Genomic DNA, 20,046 nt, shown 5'->3' with positions numbered 1-20,046 from the left:
AAGTCCAAACTATAATGTCAAACACTTGGAGTAGGGAATTTGGAGCATTGATCAATTCCGAAAGGAAGCAGAAGAACATGCCGTTGCGTAAAGTAGCAGCCGCATTGGATATTGATACTTCCATTTTAAGTAAAATTGAAAAAGGGGAAAGACCTGCAAACTCGAAAATGATCCCGGTTATTGCTGAGCTTTTTAGCCTGGATTTTAAAGAATTGGAGATACGGTATTTGAGCCAGACGATGACTGATGAGTTTGGCGGGGAACCTTTTTTTGAAGAGGCTATAAAAAATCTAAACAGCAGACCAAAGCCATAATGAAGCTAATAGACAACCAGGCAACTCGCTTATTTGACGAATTTAAATCCTTGCTAACTGAAAATTCAGAGGTATTGATTTGTGCCTCCTATTTCAGTATTAATTCATTTTTCGAACTATGCATTCAGCTTAAGAAAGTAGATAGCATTAAAATTCTTCTCGATTATAATAAAGATTCTGACATTCGTTTTTGTTACGATTCACAGGAATGGAAACAATACCATGATTTAAAGGGGAAATATAAAGCTGAAACAACGCTTTCGATCATAAAAGAAAAGTGCATCATTCGTTACGGGAATTTAGGAGGGCAAAAATTTATCCTTGTAAAAAATGATGATAAAACACAATGCTTTTCAATAGTACCTCATGATTTGAATAGCATCTGTCTTGGTCTGCTTCAATCAGCAAATCCGATTATAATAAACACTTTTGAAGATTCAGAGAATCAATATCTCAACCTATTTTGCCAATTCTGGAATAATAGTAATAAAGACATTAAGAGCCAGATTGTAGCCACAATTGAAAAGGCCTGCAATCATCACTCACCAGACCACTTGTATAAATTCACCCTGTATAATATTTTTCAGAACGCCACTATTGATGAAGTATCCGAACAGCGCCTTAAAAAGATCGGTTTTAAGAATACGCTTATTTGGAACATGCTATACAATTTTCAACAGGACGCAGTTTTAGGGGCAATTGATAAAATTGAAACTTTCGGCGGCTGCATCATTGCCGATAGTGTTGGTTTGGGAAAAACGTTTGAAGCTCTGGCCGTAATGAAATACTACCAAATGCGGAATGATCGTATCCTGGTATTGTGTCCGAAAAAACTCCGTGATAACTGGTTGGTATATGCTCAGAACGATGTGCGCAATATACTCTCGAAAGACAGATTAAACTTTGATGTCTTAAACCACACCGATCTTTCCCGTACTAATGGTTTATCGGGCTATATCAATCTTGAAACTGTTAACTGGGGTAACTATGACCTTGTGGTAATTGATGAATCGCACAACTTTCGCAACAACCCTCCACGCAAAGAAACAATCACCAGGTATCAGCGGTTGATGAATGATATTATAAAATCTGGTGTGAAAACGAAAGTGCTTATGCTCTCAGCAACGCCGGTAAATACCCGGATGAATGATATTAAAAACCAAATTGCTTTTATAACAGAACAACAGGATAATGCACTTAAATCGTATGGCATACCTAGCATTGACCAAACTCTTCGCAAGGCGCAGCAAAAATTTAATCATTGGCTAAGAGCCAGAAACGGCGATGACTATAACAGGGATAGTTTAATTGAAAGCCTCGATGGTTCCTATTTCAAAATCCTTGACTTGCTGACTATTGCCCGTTCCCGAAAGCATATCCAGAAATATTATAACACCAATGATATAGGCAAATTTCCCGAACGTCAAAAGCCGGTAAATAAATATTCTGATTTTGATCTGAATGGGGCTTTCCCTGCTATGGATAAAGTGAATAACGAACTCAATGCCCTAAACCTTAAGTTCTATTCTCCTTTATCGTATGTAAGGCCAGACAAAAAGAAAGCATACGAGGATAAATATGATATGACTACTTCCTCAGGAAGTGTCTTCAAACAGATAGAAAGGGAAAATAGCCTTATTCATTTGATGCGTGTGAATCTGCTGAAAAGATTGGAAAGTTCCATTCATTCCTTTCATTTAACCCTTGAATCATTACTGCACCAAATAAACAGTTTATTGGAAAAGGTGGAAAATGCAAGAAACAATACTTTTTTCGATAACGAACTTGACATAAACAATATTGATTTTGACGACGAACTGCTTGAAGATTTATTAGTAGGTGGAAAGGTGAAAGTATTACTGCAGGATATTGATTTGATTAAATGCCGTGAGGAATTGTTAGATGACAAGAAGCGAATTGAAAACCTGCTTTCTCTTACAAAGGTGATTGACCGGACGAGGGATGCCAAGCTCCGTGATCTCAAGGATTTGATTGCCGCCAAAGTGAAAAAGCCACTAAATGGCAATAACAAAAAGGTAATTATTTTCTCTGCATTTGCAGATACGGTAAAATACCTGTACGATGAATTGCATAGTTGGTTAAAAAATGATTTGGGTCTTTTTTCTGCACAGGTAACAGGAGGCGAAACCAATAAAACAAACATGCCAGGGTGCAAGGCAGACCTCAGCTCAATCCTTACTCATTTTTCTCCCATCTCAAAAAAACGGCAAATCATTTTTCCGGAAGGAACAGACGAAATTGATATACTATTTTGTACCGATTGCATTTCTGAAGGACAGAATTTACAAGATGGAGATTATCTGGTGAATTATGACATTCATTGGAACCCGGTACGGATTATCCAGCGTTTTGGACGTATTGACAGGATCGGTTCCAAAAACGAAAAAATACAATTAGTCAACTTCTTTCCAAATCTTGATTTGGATAACTATATTGACCTGATTGGAAGAGTGCATGGCCGTATGCAAATACTCGATGTATCGGCAACCGGAGATGATAATATCATTGATGAAACAACCGGTCAAAAGCAAGATCTGGAATATCGAAGAAGGCAGTTAAAGCAGCTTCAAAGCAAAGTGCTTGACCTGGAAGACATCGAAGGTGGCATTAGCATTACCGACCTTACTTTTAACGATTTTAAAATAGATGCAGACAGGCTAACAGTTGATGAAAGGGAAGAATTTAATTTAATGCCGAAGGGAATTTACAGTGTTACCAGCTCTAATCTGGAAGATGCACCAAAAGGAATTATTTTTTGCCTGAAAGATCTGGCCTCAATCACTGAAGATGTTTATAGCAGCAATGCTATATTTCCTTACAACCTATGTTATATCAATATTGAAGGAGAAATTTTTATTCCCGGCAACAATCCTAAACGCTGCCTTGACTATTTTAAAAAACTTTGCCTTGGAAAAAATGAAATTCTTCCCGATTTGATAGCAGGTTTTGATAAGGAAACAAAGGCTGGTAGTAAGATGGATTTATATGCACAACTTCTTCAAACTACTATGACACATTTAAAAGGTGTAGATGATGAATTGGGGTTAGATACTCTGGCAATGCCCGGAGGAACAAAATTGAGCAAATCATCAGTGAGTAATGGCTATGAGCTGATTTCATTTTTGGTAATTAAATAAATGCAAGCGCTGAATACCATATTGCAAATACCTGAAAGAAACCTGGTGAATAAGAAAATCACCAAGGCTTTCTTTAAACGCAACTTTGATCTTACCAGCACCGAAAAAGCATTGCTGGATGATGTCAATGCCATATCCGGTATTGATTGGTTAGCCAGTGTAAGCCCATCTAATTCAAATATCAACCCTTACAAGGATGAACAATACCTTTTTGAAGAAGTTCAGGTAATAGTTGTTCATACTTCAGGTAGTGATTTCGAAAAAAATCATCAGCGAATAGCTGATCTCATTCAGAAATACATTCCTTATCCTATCCTGTTATGTATTCGGCAGGACGGCACTTTTGTGTTAAATGCATGCGATAAGAAAATTAACCAGAACGACAGCAACCGCAGAATAGTTGAGAAAAAATATACTACGGAACCTATAGACAAGCAAGAAACTACGGAACGGCAACAGAGCTTTCTAAGTAGTCTTGCCTTTTCAGAATTGGATAAAACCAATTTGAAAACCTACTATGATTCTTACATCCAGCGGATGATCGCTCTACAGGCTGCGGAACTAAGTGGTGTGTTTACACCCCGCACTAAAGACCGCACCCAAAGTGACATGGAAAAGCTGGAGAAAATTGAGTCTTTGCAAAAAGAAATTCAAGTATTGCAAAACCAGGCAAAAAAAGAAAGCCAACTGAATCAAAGAATTTTATTAAACACGGAAATTCAGAATAGAAGAAAACTGATTGAGCAATTAAAAGCATTGATAACTGCATAGTATTATGGAACAAATAACCGCCAACCACCCATTGAGCAAGAGTGCCGACATTATAAAGGAGAACGTGGATATTCTAAAATCTCTCTTCCCAACTGTTGTAAAGGAAGGAAAAGTAGATATAGAAGAATTGAAGGCATTATTAGGTGAAGAAGTTGAAACCAGTGAGGAATATTATCGCTTTACCTGGGCTGGTAAAAGCATGGCGAGACAAGAAGCTAATAAGCCAAGTACGGGTACATTGAGACCTGTTAAGAAGGAAAGTAAAGATTGGGATAGCACCCAAAACATTTTTATTGAAGGAGATAATCTAGAAGTATTAAAACTTCTTCAAAAAAGCTATGCGAATAAAATCAAGATGATCTACATAGATCCTCCTTATAACACAGGAAAGGACTTTGTTTATAAAGACAATTATGCAGATAATCTTGGCAATTATTTGGCGATTACAGGACAGACCGATGAAGAAGGAAAAAAGTTGAGTACGAATACCGAAAGCGATGGACGATATCATAGTAACTGGCTAAATATGATGTATCCCAGGCTAAAACTAGCTCGGAATCTTTTGAAGGAAGACGGAATTATTTTTATCAGCATAGATGATGACGAAATGCACAATTTAAAAAAAGTATGCAATGAGATATTTGGAGAAGAGAATTTTGTTGCTTCACTGGTATACGATAAAAATAGAAAAAATGATGCGAAGTATTTTTCGGTAGGACATGAGTATATGTTGGTTTACTTTAAAAACTCCAAATGGATAAAGGAGTTAGAGATTGTTTATAGGGCACCTAAAGAAGGCATTGCCGAAGTGAAACTGGAGTTTAATAGATTAAAGGAACAATTTAATAATGACTGGGAACTTGTCGCAGAGGGCCTGAAAAAACTCTACGCAAGCTGGGATGATGAAGATGAAAGAAAGCCATTGTCTCGGTTCTCAAAAGTTGATGAAAAAGGACCCTTCCGAGATGACGGTAATATAAGCTGGCCAGGTGGCGGCGGCCCGAAATATGAAGTCATTCATCCGATTACAAAAAAGCCATGTAAAGTTCCAGATGCCGGATGGCGTTTTCCAAAGCCGGAAAGAATGCAGGAGGAAATTGACAAAGGACGAGTTGTGTTTGGTCCGGATGAAACTACCTTGCCAAGAATCAGAAGAAATTTATTTGAGGCCGATAATGAAGTAATGAGAAGTGTGAATTTTAGCTATGCTCAAACTGCAACAGTTGAATTCAATAAGATTTTTGAGAATAAACGAATTTTTGAGAATCCCAAACACTTTGAGGACCTAAAAGCTTTGGTCGCATATGTTACATCTAAGGAAGACAATGATATTATTTTGGATTTTTTTGCGGGCTCCGGTTCTACTGGACATGCTGTTATGAAATTAAATGCAGATGATAGTGGCAGCCGTAAATTTATTTGTGTTCAACTACCAGAGCCTACTGATCCAGACAGTGAAGCAAACATGGCCGGTTATAAAACCATAGCAGAAATAACCAAAGAGCGATTGCGCCGTGCTGGAGAAAAAGTGAAGACTGGAATTCAAGATGATCTTTTTTCTGCAAACAATAAACAATTAGATATTGGTTTTCGGGTCTTCAAATTGGACAGTAGTAACATTAATGCCTGGGATGGCAGCGTGAAATATTTTGAACAAAACTTACTTTCTGCCGCAGAAAATATAAAACCTGATCGTACAGAAGAAGATGTTTTATATGAGATTCTCCTGAAGTCAGGTTTGGATTTAGCACAACCAATTGAAGAAAAAACAATAGCAGGCAAAATAGTATTCAACATTGGTTTGGGCGCATTGTTCATTTGCCTCGCCAATGGTTTAACCACTGCCGTAGCAGAAGGCATTGGAAAATGGAAACGGGAGCTGGAACCTTTTACTTGCAGGGTTATTTTTAAAGACACTGGTTTTAACGATGTCGAAAAAACCAATTCTATCCAGATATTGAAGCGCTATGGTATTAATGAGGTAAACACTATTTAAACCAGTTTAAGAACACGGAGCATGAAGATAAAATTTGAAAGTGGATTACCTTATCAGCAGGAAGCGATTAATGCCATAGTTGATATTTTCCAGGGGCAGGAAGTTTGCACCTCTAATTTCACAGTTTTTTCACCGGAATACCTGGCTAAGCAAAAAACACTTGATTTTAACCAAATAGGCTACGCCAATAAACTGCAGCTCACCGATGCACAAATATTGGAGAACACTCAAAAGATCCAGCTTCGCAACGGTTTAAAGCCCTCCCTGCCTAATGAGGTAGATATTAAACATCTTGATTTTTCCATTGAAATGGAGACCGGTACTGGTAAAACCTATGTGTACCTGCGAACGATTATGGAAATGAACAGGCAGTATGGATTTACCAAATTCATTATTGTCGTTCCATCCATACCAATCAAAGAAGGAGTATATAAAAGTTTACAGATAACGGAGAGCCATTTTAAGGAGCATTATAACAACATTCCCTACAAATATTTTATTTACGATAGTTCCAACCTGCCCGATGTAAGAGATTTCGCCGTCAATGACCAATTGCAGATCATGGTGATCAATATTGACGCCTTCCGTAAAAGCTTTGAAAACGAAAAGGACGAAACAAAAAGCCAGAACATCATCCACCGGTACAACGATAAATTAGGCTATAAGCCTTTGCAATTGATCCAGGATACGAGGCCGGTAGTAATTATTGACGAACCACAGACTACGCTCAGCACAGTACTCGCCAAAAAGAGTGTAAAAAATCTGAATCCACTGGTGATGCTTCGGTATTCAGCTACCCATAAAGAAAAGCTGAATCTGATGTATAAGTTAGATGCAGTGGATGCTTATAATCGTCAACTGGTAAAGCAAATTGAAGTAGCATCGGTGAAAGTGGATGGTGCTGCAATTGACGGAGCTTACATGAAATTGGTCAATGTTAAAAACAAACCAAATATCCGGGCCAAAGTAGATTTGGATATCCTTGAAAAAGGCGAAAGAAAACGCAAACCCAAGGAACTCAAAAAGAATGATGATTTGCTGGAAATAACCAAACTACAGCAATATGAAGGATTCATTGTAAATGACATTTACACTCAACCCGGCAACGAGTATATTGAATTCATCAATGGGACTATTTTGAAATTGGGAGAATCATTAGGAACGGTTGATGATAGCTTGATCAAGCGAATGATGATTCGTAAAAGCATCGAGGAGCACCTTGATAAAGAACTTGTACTAAACCCGAAAGGCATAAAAGTATTAAGCCTTTTCTTTATTGATGCCGTTAAGCATTACCGCGTCTATGATGAAGATGGCAATATGCAAAATGGTGACTATGCCAATATCTTTGAAGAAGAATATAAAAAGCTTATTAAGAAACCCAAATACCAAAGCCTTTTTGGAGAAATAAAGGATTTGGATTCGGAGGTGCAGGAGATTCACAATGGTTATTTTTCCATAGATAAAAAGTCAAAGGCTAGTAACAAGAAGGAGAAGTTTGAATACTTTAAAGACACTTCCGGCAATGTGGCAGCCGATGAAGACACGTACAACCTTATTATGAAGGATAAGGAAAAGTTGCTCAGTTTTGAATCAAGGCTTCGTTTCATCTTCTCACATTCTGCATTAAAAGAAGGATGGGATAACCCAAATGTATTTCAGATTTGCACATTGAAAGAAGCGGGAGCTTCGGAAATACGCAGACGGCAGGAAATAGGTAGAGGACTTCGATTGGCCGTTAACCAGGATGGTGAAAGGGTTTATGGCTTTGATACAAACACATTAACTGTAATGGCAAGTGAAAGTTATGAGGACTTTGTAGATAATCTTCAAAAAGAAATTGAGAAAGAAACAGGAACCGTATTTGGCATCCTTCAGCCGCATAGTTTTAATAACATTACTGTAGAAATGTACGGCGCTGATCCCGTTTTCCTTGGGCAGGAAAAATCGAAAGAACTATTCGACTTCCTGATGATGAAAGGATATATCAGCAACAAAGGAAAAGTACAGGAAACGCTGAAAGCTGATTTGCGTTCGGGTAATGTTCAACTCCCAGATGATCTGGAAGATCATGTGAGGGCCCAGGTTATTGAAACACTGAAACAAACTGCCGGTAAGCTTGAAATAAAGAGAAGTGAGGATAAGCAGGTAGTCAGGATAAATAAGCAAGTATTATTAAGCCCTGAGTTCAAAGAACTATGGGATAAGATAAAATATAAAACTACCTATTCAGTCAGGTTTGATTCCGAACACTTAATCAAGGCTTGCCAGAAACATATCAGTGATAGGCTTGTAGTAAGTCGTGGGAAATTGGTTTATGAAAAAGCCAGCCTGGATATAAACAAAGGCGGTATTTCCGTTGTTGGTGAGCCTGAAACAGAATATGGAACTATTGACACAGAAATAGAGATATTACCCGATATAGTCAGCTATCTTCAAAATGAAACACAACTCACCCGCAAAAGTATAGTCTCGATACTAATAGGTTGCACTAATCTTAGGTACTTCAAATTGAATCCACAGAAATTTATTGAAGGCTGTATTGACATCATTAATGAGCAGATGCGTTTGCATATTGTGGATGGCATTGTTTACACCAAAATTGGAGATCATGAAATTTATAGCCAGGAGCTTTTTCAGAATGAACAACTCACCGGTTACCTGAAAAGCAACATGCTGGCAAGTACCAAGTCTCCTTATGAGCATGTGGTATATGATAGCGGCGTGGAATCCGACCTTACAAAGGAATTTGAAAGAAATAAAAACGTAAAGGTCTATGCCAAGCTACCCCGCTGGTTTGAAATAGATACTCCTTTAGGAAAATACAATCCAGACTGGGCCGTTTTATTTGAAGTGAACGGAACTGAAAAATTGTTTTTTGTTGTAGAAAGCAAAGGAACAATGGGCTTTGACTTTTTGCGTCCAGCAGAACAAGGAAAAATTGAATGTGGGAAGAAACACTTTAAGGAGCTGGCTGATAAAACCGGAAGCAACTTAAGTCTAGAGTATGTAAATAATATGGAGGAGTTTGTTGAGAAGGTGTTGGCGAAGGCTGGATAAAAACGCATTAACAATGCTTTTTTGTTGGGAGTGGCCTATTACTGCACATATACATTCAAGTACAGCAATCTTGATGGGTTTGTTAAGTGAGCGAAATATTCTATCATTAGATTAAATTTGGCATTAACTATTTAAAAATCACGAATCCCCACAATTCGGAGACCAAGGAGAAGTTTTACTTATATTCGCCGAATCGAGCAAAATAAATCTACATGGAAAAGTTACTAGCGTTTCATAATATCCAAATGGTCACATTCCCGGTTGAAAATGGTGCCCCCCGCAATTTCGCCTTTACCGGTATGGCATCGAACAATATTTTTATTGAATTCAGAATAACACCAGACTGGAGACTGGGAAGAGGAGAAAGAGGAAGAGGATGCAGAAACTGAGTTCGGAGCTCGGTTCAGGTAGAAATTCCTGTTTTGATGGGCCAAACCATAGTTTTTCTGGCAAACATCTGCGAAAAGTCTGAACCTAGTAGGCTCATTGAAATTTTGCTCGAAACTTGTCCGGACCCTCTTATTCCACACGAGATAAAGGAGAAATCATCTAGAGAGGCGGCGCTTAAATTGATCTCTCTGAAAATTAGCACAATTCACCAATTGATTCAGGAAGAAAAGACAGACCAAAACTAACAGTTCGAATTAAACGGGAGAAGGAGAGACCAGTTATGCCGCCCAGCTCAATCCTGACGAAGATCCACACTATACCAGCGGAAGCATATTTATGGTTGCAGACATCTGTTCCAAAATGGGTGAAGAAACTCGGTATACTATAATATATCAACTTCCCGAGGCAGACGTATAAAACACAAAGACAACTTATATAAATTAAACCTATCAACTATGCAATATATAAATGAAGTAATTGCTCTTAGTCACGCATACGCAAAAATAATAAGAGAATGGCTAACAGCTGAAAAGCTAAAAACTGTAATCGAAAAAAATTCTACTGAAAATAGCAATGTAGAGCATGCACACGACTACTGCGACGCTAATCAAGCTCTATTAAATGCATTTCATGATATTTATCAACGCGATTATTCCTGTGACAATGATAAAGATAATTACTTAGCCGATAAAGCAATGGGAATAGCAAAAGAGAACCATTTTTACTTTTTCCCGCAACTATTTTTAGCAATATGCGAAGTACCGGTCTATACCATATTTGCAGTTGCTGACAGCGAGCGCAAGGGCCGCCACCTTATCCAGTCAATGTATAAAGACCTTTATGATAATAGCTGCATGGAGTATCAACCATTACAGCATAATGAAATTACTGTAATATCAACGGAGCTAAATGCTGCAATTCATCCTGATTAAAATTAACACGCTGCCACTTTTATTCATGTGGCGAGTTCATCAGATCGAAAAAGCCACATGAAATGTATTGGCGGTCTTGGCTTTGGGTAGTATAAGCATTAGCCGCAAAAATCGAAGTGCAAACGATTAGAGTTGTAGAACTCCAGCAATGAATCATTAAGGGTGATATCTATGCCAATAAGTTTCGCATTCAGTTAATCGAACCATCCATAATCCCCTGGTACAGCTTTACTGGATATATTTCACAATAGAATGAATTGTTCATCCTGATAAAGAAATGTTTTTTGGCCAGCAGCTTTTTATTGCCAGGATCTTCCAGTAACAGATAGGCTAGATCCCTGGCAACTGCGGATCCTGAAATATCGTTTACAACTTTTCTATTCTTAATTTCTAGTCTAAATCCATAATTCTTGCGATTGCCAACTTTCTTGAAATTGGCGGGAGGAATCGGAAACCCTTCCCCCAAACCAAATTCAAGCGTACTTTTTATTTGATCCAAGTACTTTATCCAAACTGGGCCGTATAAAAACTGCCGTTTGACCATACATTGTTTTTTAATTGAGGGTGAATTGAAATAAAGGTATCAAATTTTCATGAATAGATGGTCTTACCACAATGTCAATAAGGAAATAAGAAAAATCAAATGGATGGCTCTTAGAATGTTGCTAACGGACTACGTTTTTTGCATTTTTTTTGTTATCGTGTATTTCCCACGTTCATCTTTAGGATGCCCCAATTTTTAGTAACTTTTCTGATTTCCCCGCCCATATGAATCTTGCATCACCAAGCAAAAGAACAACTGAAGATAATTTTCTTCTGGCCAGACAATTCAGCCGTACCTAACCCTTGCGCGCCTACTTTCCCTCTAAGGTAACATTTTTAATAAAATCTTTCCGAGGCTCTATTTGCACTCTGAAACACCACCTTTTTTTCAGTTCATATTTGTTTTATAAAACAGAAACAATGAAAAAAAATCGGTTGGAGTCTGATAATACAGATCCTTTTGAAAATGCCCTAAAACACTACAATTTATTAGTTAATAAAGGGTATACACATAAACAACATTTCCCTTATAGTGAAAATTTCCTTTTAAAAAAACTGCAATATAAGCTCAAAAGCAAATACACTGATAACAACGCAAAACCAGACTTTTTAATTCGCATACAGGGCTTTTTCAACAACAAGGAGAATGAATTAAACTACAACTTATTTTACTCAATTAATCGTACTAATCACACACTTAACCTTTACTCCCTGGTTGCTGAACTCAACGATAAAAGAATCTGCTATCCCTTAAAAGAAGAAAATGATTTACCGCCAGCAATTAATGTTTGGAAACATTTAACGAATCTCCTAAATGATAAAAACGTTCATATCATTTATCCAAAAGAAAAAATAAAATTGATTTTATGTGAACAAGACGACATTTTAAAAAATATCGGATATTATAAAACTTTTTTAGACAATCGAACCTTTTTCATTAATCGAGAACTAAAAGCTTTACTACAAGCAAACCTTCATGAATATGAACCAAAAATTCTCCCAATTAACATACGACTTCAGTTAAACTCCTATGAAAATATTCATTGTCGGTTTCAATACCACTTCGATCCGGTACAAATTAAACTAACACTTCAAAGCATTACTGCAAAGTCTGGTCTCCTGGAACAAGAGTATTCATTTGAAAAAATTCAAAGTCAAAATTTAAACCTACAAAAAATTTCTGATGAACTAAAAGAGCAGAATCGTTTATTGAACGCCCGAAAAATTTCAGAAGCACCCAACAGATCAGGAATGAAAGCTATGTTGAAACATCTTCAAAAAAGACCATAAAGAATACCTACCCTGTATGGAGAAAGTACCATCGCCTTTTGTTGCGGTCGTCAATTAGTCCAATAAAACCTGATAATTATGGGATAACAAGGTCCGGTAAATTTCCTTTAAATACAGGTTAATTAAACTTTCAAAATTAAGATTATGCAAAAGAACAACGCTACAATTGTCAGTTATTTACAAGATCTAAATGAAAATGTTGATGTTGTAAGGTATTCGGATGGTACTGTTTGGATAATTTGCCAGCAACAACCATTTAATTTAAAAGAAATGAGTGAGCTTCAATCGGGGCCCATAAACTATGGCCTTTATAGGCATAACCACATACCTTACCTCTTATTAGAACTTGCAGGTTTCAAATTTGATTTTAACTTAAATGTGTACGATCTGATACCTTCTGGTCAGCATTACAAGTTAAAAGATTTTAAGGGAAACGCTTGCTTTACAATAGTGAACCGAAAAACTCACAAAGTAGTAATTGAAAGGCATTTTTTGTTTAATACACATTTTGTTTTGCTTTTGAAAAGTTCTTTACAAAAGCAAATGCGGTATTATCATAATGAATCGGAAGTTATCAAAGAAACATACAGATTGTCTAAATTCCTGATTACTGAAGAAATGTTTGCAGTCAGTACATTATACCAATCCCCTGCCATTACAAGATAATCGGTAAATAATAAGGTAATAGGTATCTCAAATTGGCTGACCCGAAAACGAGGTCAGCCAATTTTATTATCAATAGAAATCTAAGGCTGATTGTTGAATCAAATTTGGATGAGCAGTGTTATCAATTGTTTGAGTTGAATATTCTTTGGCCTTCTCCGCTCTACATTCCTACCAATTTTAAAAAAAATCTTCCCGAGGCTCGGGTCTGACTCTGATATTTCGCTTTCAAGTCGATAGATATTTGATCTCAACAAAACAGGGTCATTATGAATAAAGTGCGCGAGCTATTTCCACCAAAGCAAAATCCAGTATTTCGTGATCAACTTGTTACCCTGGCAGACTTACAGGCATTCAAAACGGAAATCATGTTAGGGATTCAACAACTGCTCACCGAAAATAAACCACAGAGTAGTAAAAAGTGGCTAAAGACCTATGAAGTAAGAGCATTATTAGGGGTTTCAAGCGGCACGCTGCAAACGCTCCGGAGCAATGGTACGCTCCCCTACACGAAGATCGGGGGTACTATTTATTATGACATGAGCGACCTTGACAAGCTTCTTTCTGTAAAAAAAGGTCGTTTTTCTTCTGGGGTAAGTACATCCAAAATTTTTAAAAACCATGCCTGATGATAACAAAACAATTACTGGTACAGATGCCAGGCCGCCGACGATGAGAGATGTAAAGATTTATTTTAATCAAAAGGGTATGCCTGATTGCGAAGCGCATAGCTTCTTTAAATTCTATGAAAAGCGGAAGTGGTCGACCCGAAATGGGAATCGCATAACGAAATGGAAAGAGTTTGCGCACCGATGGATTGGCGCAGTGGTTCAGAATCAACCGGGTCTTTTTAATAGACATGTGCATTAATGATGGCTTAATAATTTAAATGGTTTTTTTATGTATTACATCTGTAAGTTTTCTGATTCTTGGTCACTATATGACGGCAAAAAGAATAGCAGCCGACTTTTAGAGAAAACCGAAATTGACTGCCTGAAAAATCTTTTTCCTTCTTTGTTGAATGACAATGGTAAAATACTTACCGCAGTACAGATTACCAGTATTCAACCGAACAAACTCATAAATCTTTCTGATACTACGAAAAAGGAAGTTTCCAAAAAACAGTCAGAGACAGCAAAGAATCAAATTCCTTGATTTTTAAAAATAATATAATGGCAGCAGCAGACATAAACGATTTTGATGAAATCCTGGAAAAAGAGTTTGCCGATTTAGGTTTCCATTACCAGGATATAAAGGATAATGGCGTTACAAAATTAGATGCCCAACGCTATCAAATGTTCGGGGTAAAATACATAGATATGCTCCCTTCGCCGGCGGAAGGTCTTTATATGCTCTTCATCATTAGAGACCTTAATAATGGAAAACCGCCATTTATCGAATTATTATCAGCATCCCTTTTCAGTGAAATGAGTGAAGGCAAATACCATGAACTTGTTAAAAAATCTTATTCGATCAACCGGGAAAAAATTCCAGCAAGACAGCAAATATGCATGGAACTCTCCCAATTATTGAAAATTCAAACTGATCTTCAAAATGAACTTGCTCGTCTGGGATTTGAATTTGTGAATATTTCTAGTTGGGAAAATATTTCCGAGACCAACACCAGCAATAGTAATTCTCTTTTAAATGATAGGTTGATGCTGGCAACTCATTATAATAACAAAGATGATATAAGTTACATTTTTATTGCTCAAAAAGATAAAGCCTCCGATAAGTGGCACATTGATTCTATCAGTGCTGATGTGCAGATAAATACTGAGCGCAACATTGAAGGGGTTATCGTAGTCGGAAAAGAATACCTATCAAGAGACGGCCCTTTACCTCATATAGATCAAATCCGAAACGAAGTCCTTAAAAAAGTAAAGATTGAAGAAGTTAGGGAGCGATTCTACCTTAATAGTAACAACCCTACTATTTTCAAAAAATCCATCGGCAAATAAGCAACCGCACCCGATGATTGATTCAATTATGTACCACATCAGAAAATATCAAATTAAATACTTCAGGCATATGATGGGATGGTTTAGTCAATAAAAATAAGAGTGAATAATCGCCTTGTAAAATCTCAGACGTAGAGCTGAAACGTAGCGCTTCTGTTTGACCGGGCATTTGCAGCCCGGAGCAAGATGTAGTGTTGTTGACAACACGGGGTTAGCTATTCGCATAATCATTGGCTCTATTAATATGAATGACATAGATTTTGGGCAGGAAACTTAAACTCGTGGCAAATGAGAAAAGGAGAAACCAAAGGGAAGGACCGTTTAGAGCATTTGGTATGGACACGGATTACGGATAAAAAATACCAGGAGTTACAGACGATCCTACGTAAATCAAAGGATGAAACTCTGAGCGGATTAGTAAGAAAGATCATTTATAAACAACAGGTAAAAGTTTATGTCCATGACGAAACCATCAATATCGTGATGGAAGAGCTGGCGGCACTAAGAACTGAAATAAAGGCAATTGGTATCAATATCAATCAGGTTACCCGTTTTTTTAATACTTATCCTGAAACCCAAAAAAAGGAATTCTATGCAAAAATCGCATTCAGCGGCTTTGTGAGCACAGAATCCAAAATTGACGATTTGCTAGATATTATTTCAAAACTGGCGAAAAAGTGGTTGTCCGAATAAAACAAGGTACATCTATGCGAGGTGCATTAAATTATAATGAAGATAAGGTAAATCGTGGTTTAGCAGAACTGATCGCTGCTTCTGGTTTCGCCTGCGATGTTGAAGAATTGGGTTTTTCGCAGAAATTAAACCGGTTCAATGCTTTGATCAGCAATAGTACCAAAGTATCATATAATACCGTTCATCTTTCATTGAACTTTGCGCCAGGGGAGGATCTCAGTACCGAAACCTTACAAAGAATCTCACGGGATTATATGTCGAAAATCGGATTTGCTAATCAACCATTCATAGTATATCGCCATGATGACACCGCACATCCTCATATTCATATTGTTACCACTCCAATATTGCAAAATGGAAGGTCGATTAATATTCATAACCTGGCTAAAAGAAAATCGGAATCTGCACGAAAAGAGATTGAAATGCAATATGGATTGGTTATAGCAGAAAGCAGGAAAAAGGAGCAAACACTGCCTTTGCAACCGGTTTCGCTGCAAGCTGTTCAATACGGACATTCAGAAACGAAGAAGGTTGTTTCAAATATAGTTCGGGAGGTGGTTGCCCGGTATAAATTTACCTCACTGGATGAATTGAACGCGGTATTGCGGCAATACAACATATTCGCTGATCGCGGTGGTACCAGTAGCCGCATGTATCAAATGGGTGGTCTGGTTTATAGTGTTATCGATAAAGACGGTTATAAAACCGGTGTACCTATCAAAGCCAGTTCAATTTTCACCAATCCCACGCTTCCCAATCTGCAAAAGAAGTTTCAACGAAATAGAACATTAAAAACAGCATTTAAGAAAAACGTACAATCTAAGGTTTTGTCTGTCCTGCATAAAAGTAAATCTACCGGCGAGTTTATGGATAGTCTTAAGCGCCGGAACATGGGGTGTAGTGTTCAGTACCATTCTGATGGTACTATGCAAAATATTTGTTTTGTCGATCATTATACAAAAACCGTGTTCTCCAGTAACGACCTGGGTATATCTACCGATACACTCCTTCGCCGGCTAAATGTGTCATTGACGGGTATAGATAAAAACAAGCAACAATCAGGAACATTTGCAATTGAACATAAACAAACAACTGGTACCTACAACGCGGAATCCATCGATATATTAAAAATACTACTCACCACCGACTCTTATAAACCTGAACTTTCCCCTGAGTTTTTGAGGAAGCGAAAGAAAAAGCGCAAACGCTAACCCTCCAATTATTTTTTAACCATTTAATCTAACCGACCCCACCGGGTTGGAACAGGCATCGTATGCGTGAAACTGAAAACATAGGAGCTTATAACAAAATTCTGGACTTCATTCGGCTTGGAAGCATTGTTCTTCTTTTAGTTCATTTTTATTGCGTATGCTTCCCCGCCGTTCAGGAATGGCAATTGAGCTTGCCATTTATCGATAAACTGATTTTCAACATTACAGAAAAAGTTGATTTTTTAAGTGGCGTTAATAAACCAAAGCTGACCTCCCTATTCTTATTAATTATCTCATTGGTTGGTGGCAAAGGAAAAAAGGATGAAAACCTGACAATTGGCCCTGTCCTATTTTATATATGCATTGGCCTATTGCTTTATTTTCTTTCCTCATTACTTCTTTTTGTTGAATTAGAGCCAAAGACACTTGCCTGCCTGTATATCGCAGTAACCGTTACAGGGTATTTATCTATGCTTTCCGGCGGTGCAAAGGCTTCCAGGCTGCTGTTCCTGAAATTTAAAGGCGACATCTTCAATGATAAGAACGAGGCATTTCCACAAGAAGAAAGGCTTTTAGAAAATGAATTTTCAATCAATCTTCCAGCGCAATACCATTTAAAGGGTAAAAGCCGTAAATCATGGATCAATGTCATCAACCCCTTTCGTGCGCTGCTGGTGCTCGGTACGCCCGGCGCCGGAAAATCTTATTTCGTTGTGCGCCATGTGATCACTCAGCACATACAGAAGGGATTTACTTTTTTTATTTATGATTTCAAATTTCCTGATTTAACCCGTATTGCCTACAACACACTAAGAATCCACTATGATAAGTACAAAGTAGTTCCGAAACTTTATACAATCAATTTCGATGATTTATCACGCACGCACAGGTGCAATCCTCTTTTTCCAGAAAGCATGGTGGACATAACCGATGCCACGGAATCAAGTCGGACCATGCTTTTGGCCCTTAATAGAGAGTGGATAAAAAAACAAGGTGACTTTTTTGTTGAATCGCCCATCAATTTTACTACAGCAATTATCTGGTACCTGCGAAAATATGAGGGCGGCAAATATTGTACACTTCCCCATTGTATTGAACTGGCCCAGATAGAATATAAACAACTCTTCCCGGTATTAAGCCTTGAGCCAGAGATCGAGGTTTTGATTAATCCGTTTATTTCCGCCTTCGTCAACAACGCCCTTGAACAGCTCGAAGGACAGATTGCCAGTGCAAAAATTTGTCTTGCACGATTATCCTCACCCCAGCTGTATTATGTTTTAAGCGGCAACGATTTTACGCTGGATATCAATAACCCCGAAAAGCCAAAGATCGTTTGTGTTGGTAATAATCCAAGTAAGCAGGGAATATATGGCGCCGTACTTTCCCTTTACATAGAACGCATGCTGAAGCTCGTCAACAGGAAAGATCAGCAAAAATCAAGTTTGATATTCGACGAATTGCCTACCATTTTTATTAATGGGATTGATTACATCGCAACGGCGAGATCAAATAAAGTTTCAACTACACTTTGCGTCCAGGACCTTTCGCAGCTCCGACGGGACTATGGCAAAGAACAGGCCGATGTTATCGTTAATACCTGCGGTAACATTATATCCGGACAAGTGATGGGAGATACTGCCAAATCACTTTCTGACAGAATTGGAAAAATCATGCAGGATAGGGAATCCCTGTCAATAAATAGCAGCGACACTTCTGTCAGCAAATCAACTCAATTAGAAGCTGCCATTCCTCCTTCAAAAATTTCCAACCTCAGCTCCGGTGAATTCGTTGGCGCAGTAGCTGATGATCCATTGCAAAGAATTAAGCTAAAGACTTTTCACAACGAAATACTCAACGACCATGAAGCCATCAAAAAAGAAGAAGCCATGTATGAAGATTTACCTGTAATAAGACGCATTGATCAGCGTACGACCATGCACGACTACTACAAGGTGAAAAAAGAAGTACGCAACATTATTGAAAAAGAAATGAAAAAAATCAACGAAGACCCGGTATTGAAACAACAAATGGAAAACAAAGTAAAACGTAAAAAATCTGACGCCAGTATGTAAACATGTAAACCATTTTAACCACAATTAAATACTATTTATTATGAATCAAGACAATTATCAGTTTTTGTTGGAAACAATGGAACGCCACGGATTTAGTCACCCAGCAATTGAGCAGGCGCTTAAAACAAAAATGACATTGGGAGCCAATGAATTTGAAATTCCGGGTATGAAGTTCACCTTTGGTCAAGATGTCGTGATTTTCACTGCAAAATTTGGAAAAGGTGAAGCAAAAGGTGAGGAAGAAGGAATCTATTACCTCAACAAGTTTAAAGCAGATATTACCAAAGAAAATGGTATAACTCAAAAAGCGGAATTTACATTGTACAAGCAACAGGGTTTTAACAAAAATCAAATGCACAAATTGATGTTAGGCCGTCCTGTATTCAAAATGCCCAGAAACGAAGAAGGTCGATGGGCAAAAGTAGATTTCAAAAATACAGATGATAATGGTTTCGCAAGGGTACGTAACTATTATGACAGTACTACCAATTTCAACCTGGAGCGGGAACTTGACAAATTAAAAATTCCATTTGCAAACCAGCAGGACAAAGCAAATGCAATCAGTGATTTGAAGAATGGAGAAATCATTAGTGCAAATTTTAAAGTAGATGGCGAGCGACAAACATGGAATATTGGCGTTTCTCCTCAAATAGGTGGTTTGACTATTTATAATACCAATATGGAAGTAATCAGGCACACTAACAGCCAATCAATGGAAATGTTGCCTGATGACGTTTTGAATCAGGGTCAAGGCAAAAAGAATGATAAATTGCCCGAAAAAACTGTCGAACTAATGAATGAGATTAATAATCCTAAACAAAAGGAAGGACAGGGCCATAAAAAGAAAGCCTCATAAAAATGTTTTCCATCTGAATCCTGCAACGCTGCTTAAGCAGCGTTTTTTATTTTGACAATACTATACGTTTTTTTCGCCTTACAGGTTTTTTGCTTTTTTGGAAATGTATCTTCTTGCAAAGCTGGTAGAAACTGAT

The 20,046-nt window shown here is 37.6% G+C and carries 16 protein-coding genes; 15 read left to right on the top strand and 1 reads right to left on the bottom strand.

Going from position 1 to position 20,046, the window contains the following annotated elements; translation table 11 throughout:
- Positions 1-14: 14 nt before the first annotated feature.
- The 7 genes from AC59IL_RS26930 to AC59IL_RS26900 all read left to right on the top strand — a co-directional run bounded on the left by AC59IL_RS26930 (position 15) and on the right by AC59IL_RS26900 (position 10,621).
- Complete coding sequence (locus tag AC59IL_RS26930) at positions 15-314, top strand: helix-turn-helix domain-containing protein (protein WP_496555325.1); 300 nt, start codon at positions 15-17, stop codon at positions 312-314.
- Positions 314-3,472, top strand: coding sequence for a helicase-related protein (locus AC59IL_RS26925; RefSeq protein ID WP_496555324.1), 3,159 nt, complete (start codon positions 314-316; stop codon positions 3,470-3,472). Before AC59IL_RS26930 ends, AC59IL_RS26925 begins: the two co-directional genes overlap by 1 nt.
- Positions 3,473-4,243 carry a DUF4391 domain-containing protein gene (locus AC59IL_RS26920; RefSeq protein WP_496555323.1) on the top strand — a complete coding sequence of 257 codons (771 nt, stop codon included), beginning with the start codon at positions 3,473-3,475 and terminating at the stop codon, positions 4,241-4,243.
- Positions 4,244-4,247: 4 nt separating this feature from the next.
- Entirely contained in the window at positions 4,248-6,239 is a 1,992-nt protein-coding gene (locus AC59IL_RS26915; RefSeq protein WP_496555322.1) for a site-specific DNA-methyltransferase, read from the top strand.
- Positions 6,240-6,260: 21 nt separating this feature from the next.
- Positions 6,261-9,299 (top strand): type III restriction-modification system endonuclease, encoded by a 3,039-nt coding sequence (locus AC59IL_RS26910; RefSeq protein ID WP_496555321.1) that lies wholly within the window; start codon positions 6,261-6,263, stop codon positions 9,297-9,299.
- Positions 9,300-9,511: 212 nt separating this feature from the next.
- The gene (locus tag AC59IL_RS26905; RefSeq protein WP_496555320.1) at positions 9,512-9,688 is read left to right on the top strand and encodes a hypothetical protein; all 177 of its coding nucleotides are present in this window, start codon (positions 9,512-9,514) and stop codon (positions 9,686-9,688) included.
- Between the two features lie 456 nt (positions 9,689-10,144).
- Positions 10,145-10,621 (top strand): hypothetical protein, encoded by a 477-nt coding sequence (locus AC59IL_RS26900; protein WP_496555319.1) that lies wholly within the window; start codon positions 10,145-10,147, stop codon positions 10,619-10,621.
- Between the two features lie 190 nt (positions 10,622-10,811).
- On the opposite strand, the gene AC59IL_RS26895 is transcribed toward AC59IL_RS26900, so the two are convergent.
- A complete protein-coding gene (locus AC59IL_RS26895) occupies positions 10,812-11,165 on the bottom strand; it encodes a hypothetical protein (protein WP_496555318.1) in 354 nt (117 codons plus the stop codon).
- A gap of 419 nt (positions 11,166-11,584) precedes the next feature.
- Between AC59IL_RS26895 and AC59IL_RS26890 the strand changes: the two genes are divergently transcribed.
- From AC59IL_RS26890 to AC59IL_RS26855, 8 genes are all read left to right on the top strand, one after another.
- A complete protein-coding gene (locus AC59IL_RS26890; protein ID WP_496555317.1) occupies positions 11,585-12,454 on the top strand; it encodes a hypothetical protein in 870 nt (289 codons plus the stop codon).
- Between the two features lie 144 nt (positions 12,455-12,598).
- The gene (locus AC59IL_RS26885; RefSeq protein ID WP_496555316.1) at positions 12,599-13,120 is read left to right on the top strand and encodes a hypothetical protein; all 522 of its coding nucleotides are present in this window, start codon (positions 12,599-12,601) and stop codon (positions 13,118-13,120) included.
- Between the two features lie 266 nt (positions 13,121-13,386).
- The gene (locus AC59IL_RS26880; RefSeq protein WP_496555315.1) at positions 13,387-13,746 is read left to right on the top strand and encodes a helix-turn-helix domain-containing protein; all 360 of its coding nucleotides are present in this window, start codon (positions 13,387-13,389) and stop codon (positions 13,744-13,746) included.
- A 543-nt stretch (positions 13,747-14,289) separates the two neighbouring features.
- Positions 14,290-15,078 (top strand): hypothetical protein, encoded by a 789-nt coding sequence (locus AC59IL_RS26875; protein ID WP_496555314.1) that lies wholly within the window; start codon positions 14,290-14,292, stop codon positions 15,076-15,078.
- Positions 15,079-15,366: 288 nt separating this feature from the next.
- A complete protein-coding gene (locus AC59IL_RS26870; protein ID WP_496555313.1) occupies positions 15,367-15,771 on the top strand; it encodes a plasmid mobilization protein in 405 nt (134 codons plus the stop codon).
- A 14-nt stretch (positions 15,772-15,785) separates the two neighbouring features.
- Positions 15,786-16,982 carry a relaxase/mobilization nuclease domain-containing protein gene (locus AC59IL_RS26865; protein WP_496555312.1) on the top strand — a complete coding sequence of 399 codons (1,197 nt, stop codon included), beginning with the start codon at positions 15,786-15,788 and terminating at the stop codon, positions 16,980-16,982.
- 62 nt (positions 16,983-17,044) lie between these two features.
- Positions 17,045-19,054 (top strand): conjugal transfer protein MobC, encoded by a 2,010-nt coding sequence (gene mobC, locus AC59IL_RS26860; RefSeq protein ID WP_496555311.1) that lies wholly within the window; start codon positions 17,045-17,047, stop codon positions 19,052-19,054.
- 40 nt (positions 19,055-19,094) lie between these two features.
- Entirely contained in the window at positions 19,095-19,910 is an 816-nt protein-coding gene (locus tag AC59IL_RS26855) for a hypothetical protein (protein ID WP_496555310.1), read from the top strand.
- Positions 19,911-20,046: the final 136 nt, after the last annotated feature.

It is taken from the genome of Niastella sp. sgz303648 (assembly GCF_059587045.1).
Note: the sequence above shows the minus strand (reverse complement) of the source record. Positions and strands in the feature narration are given on the sequence as shown.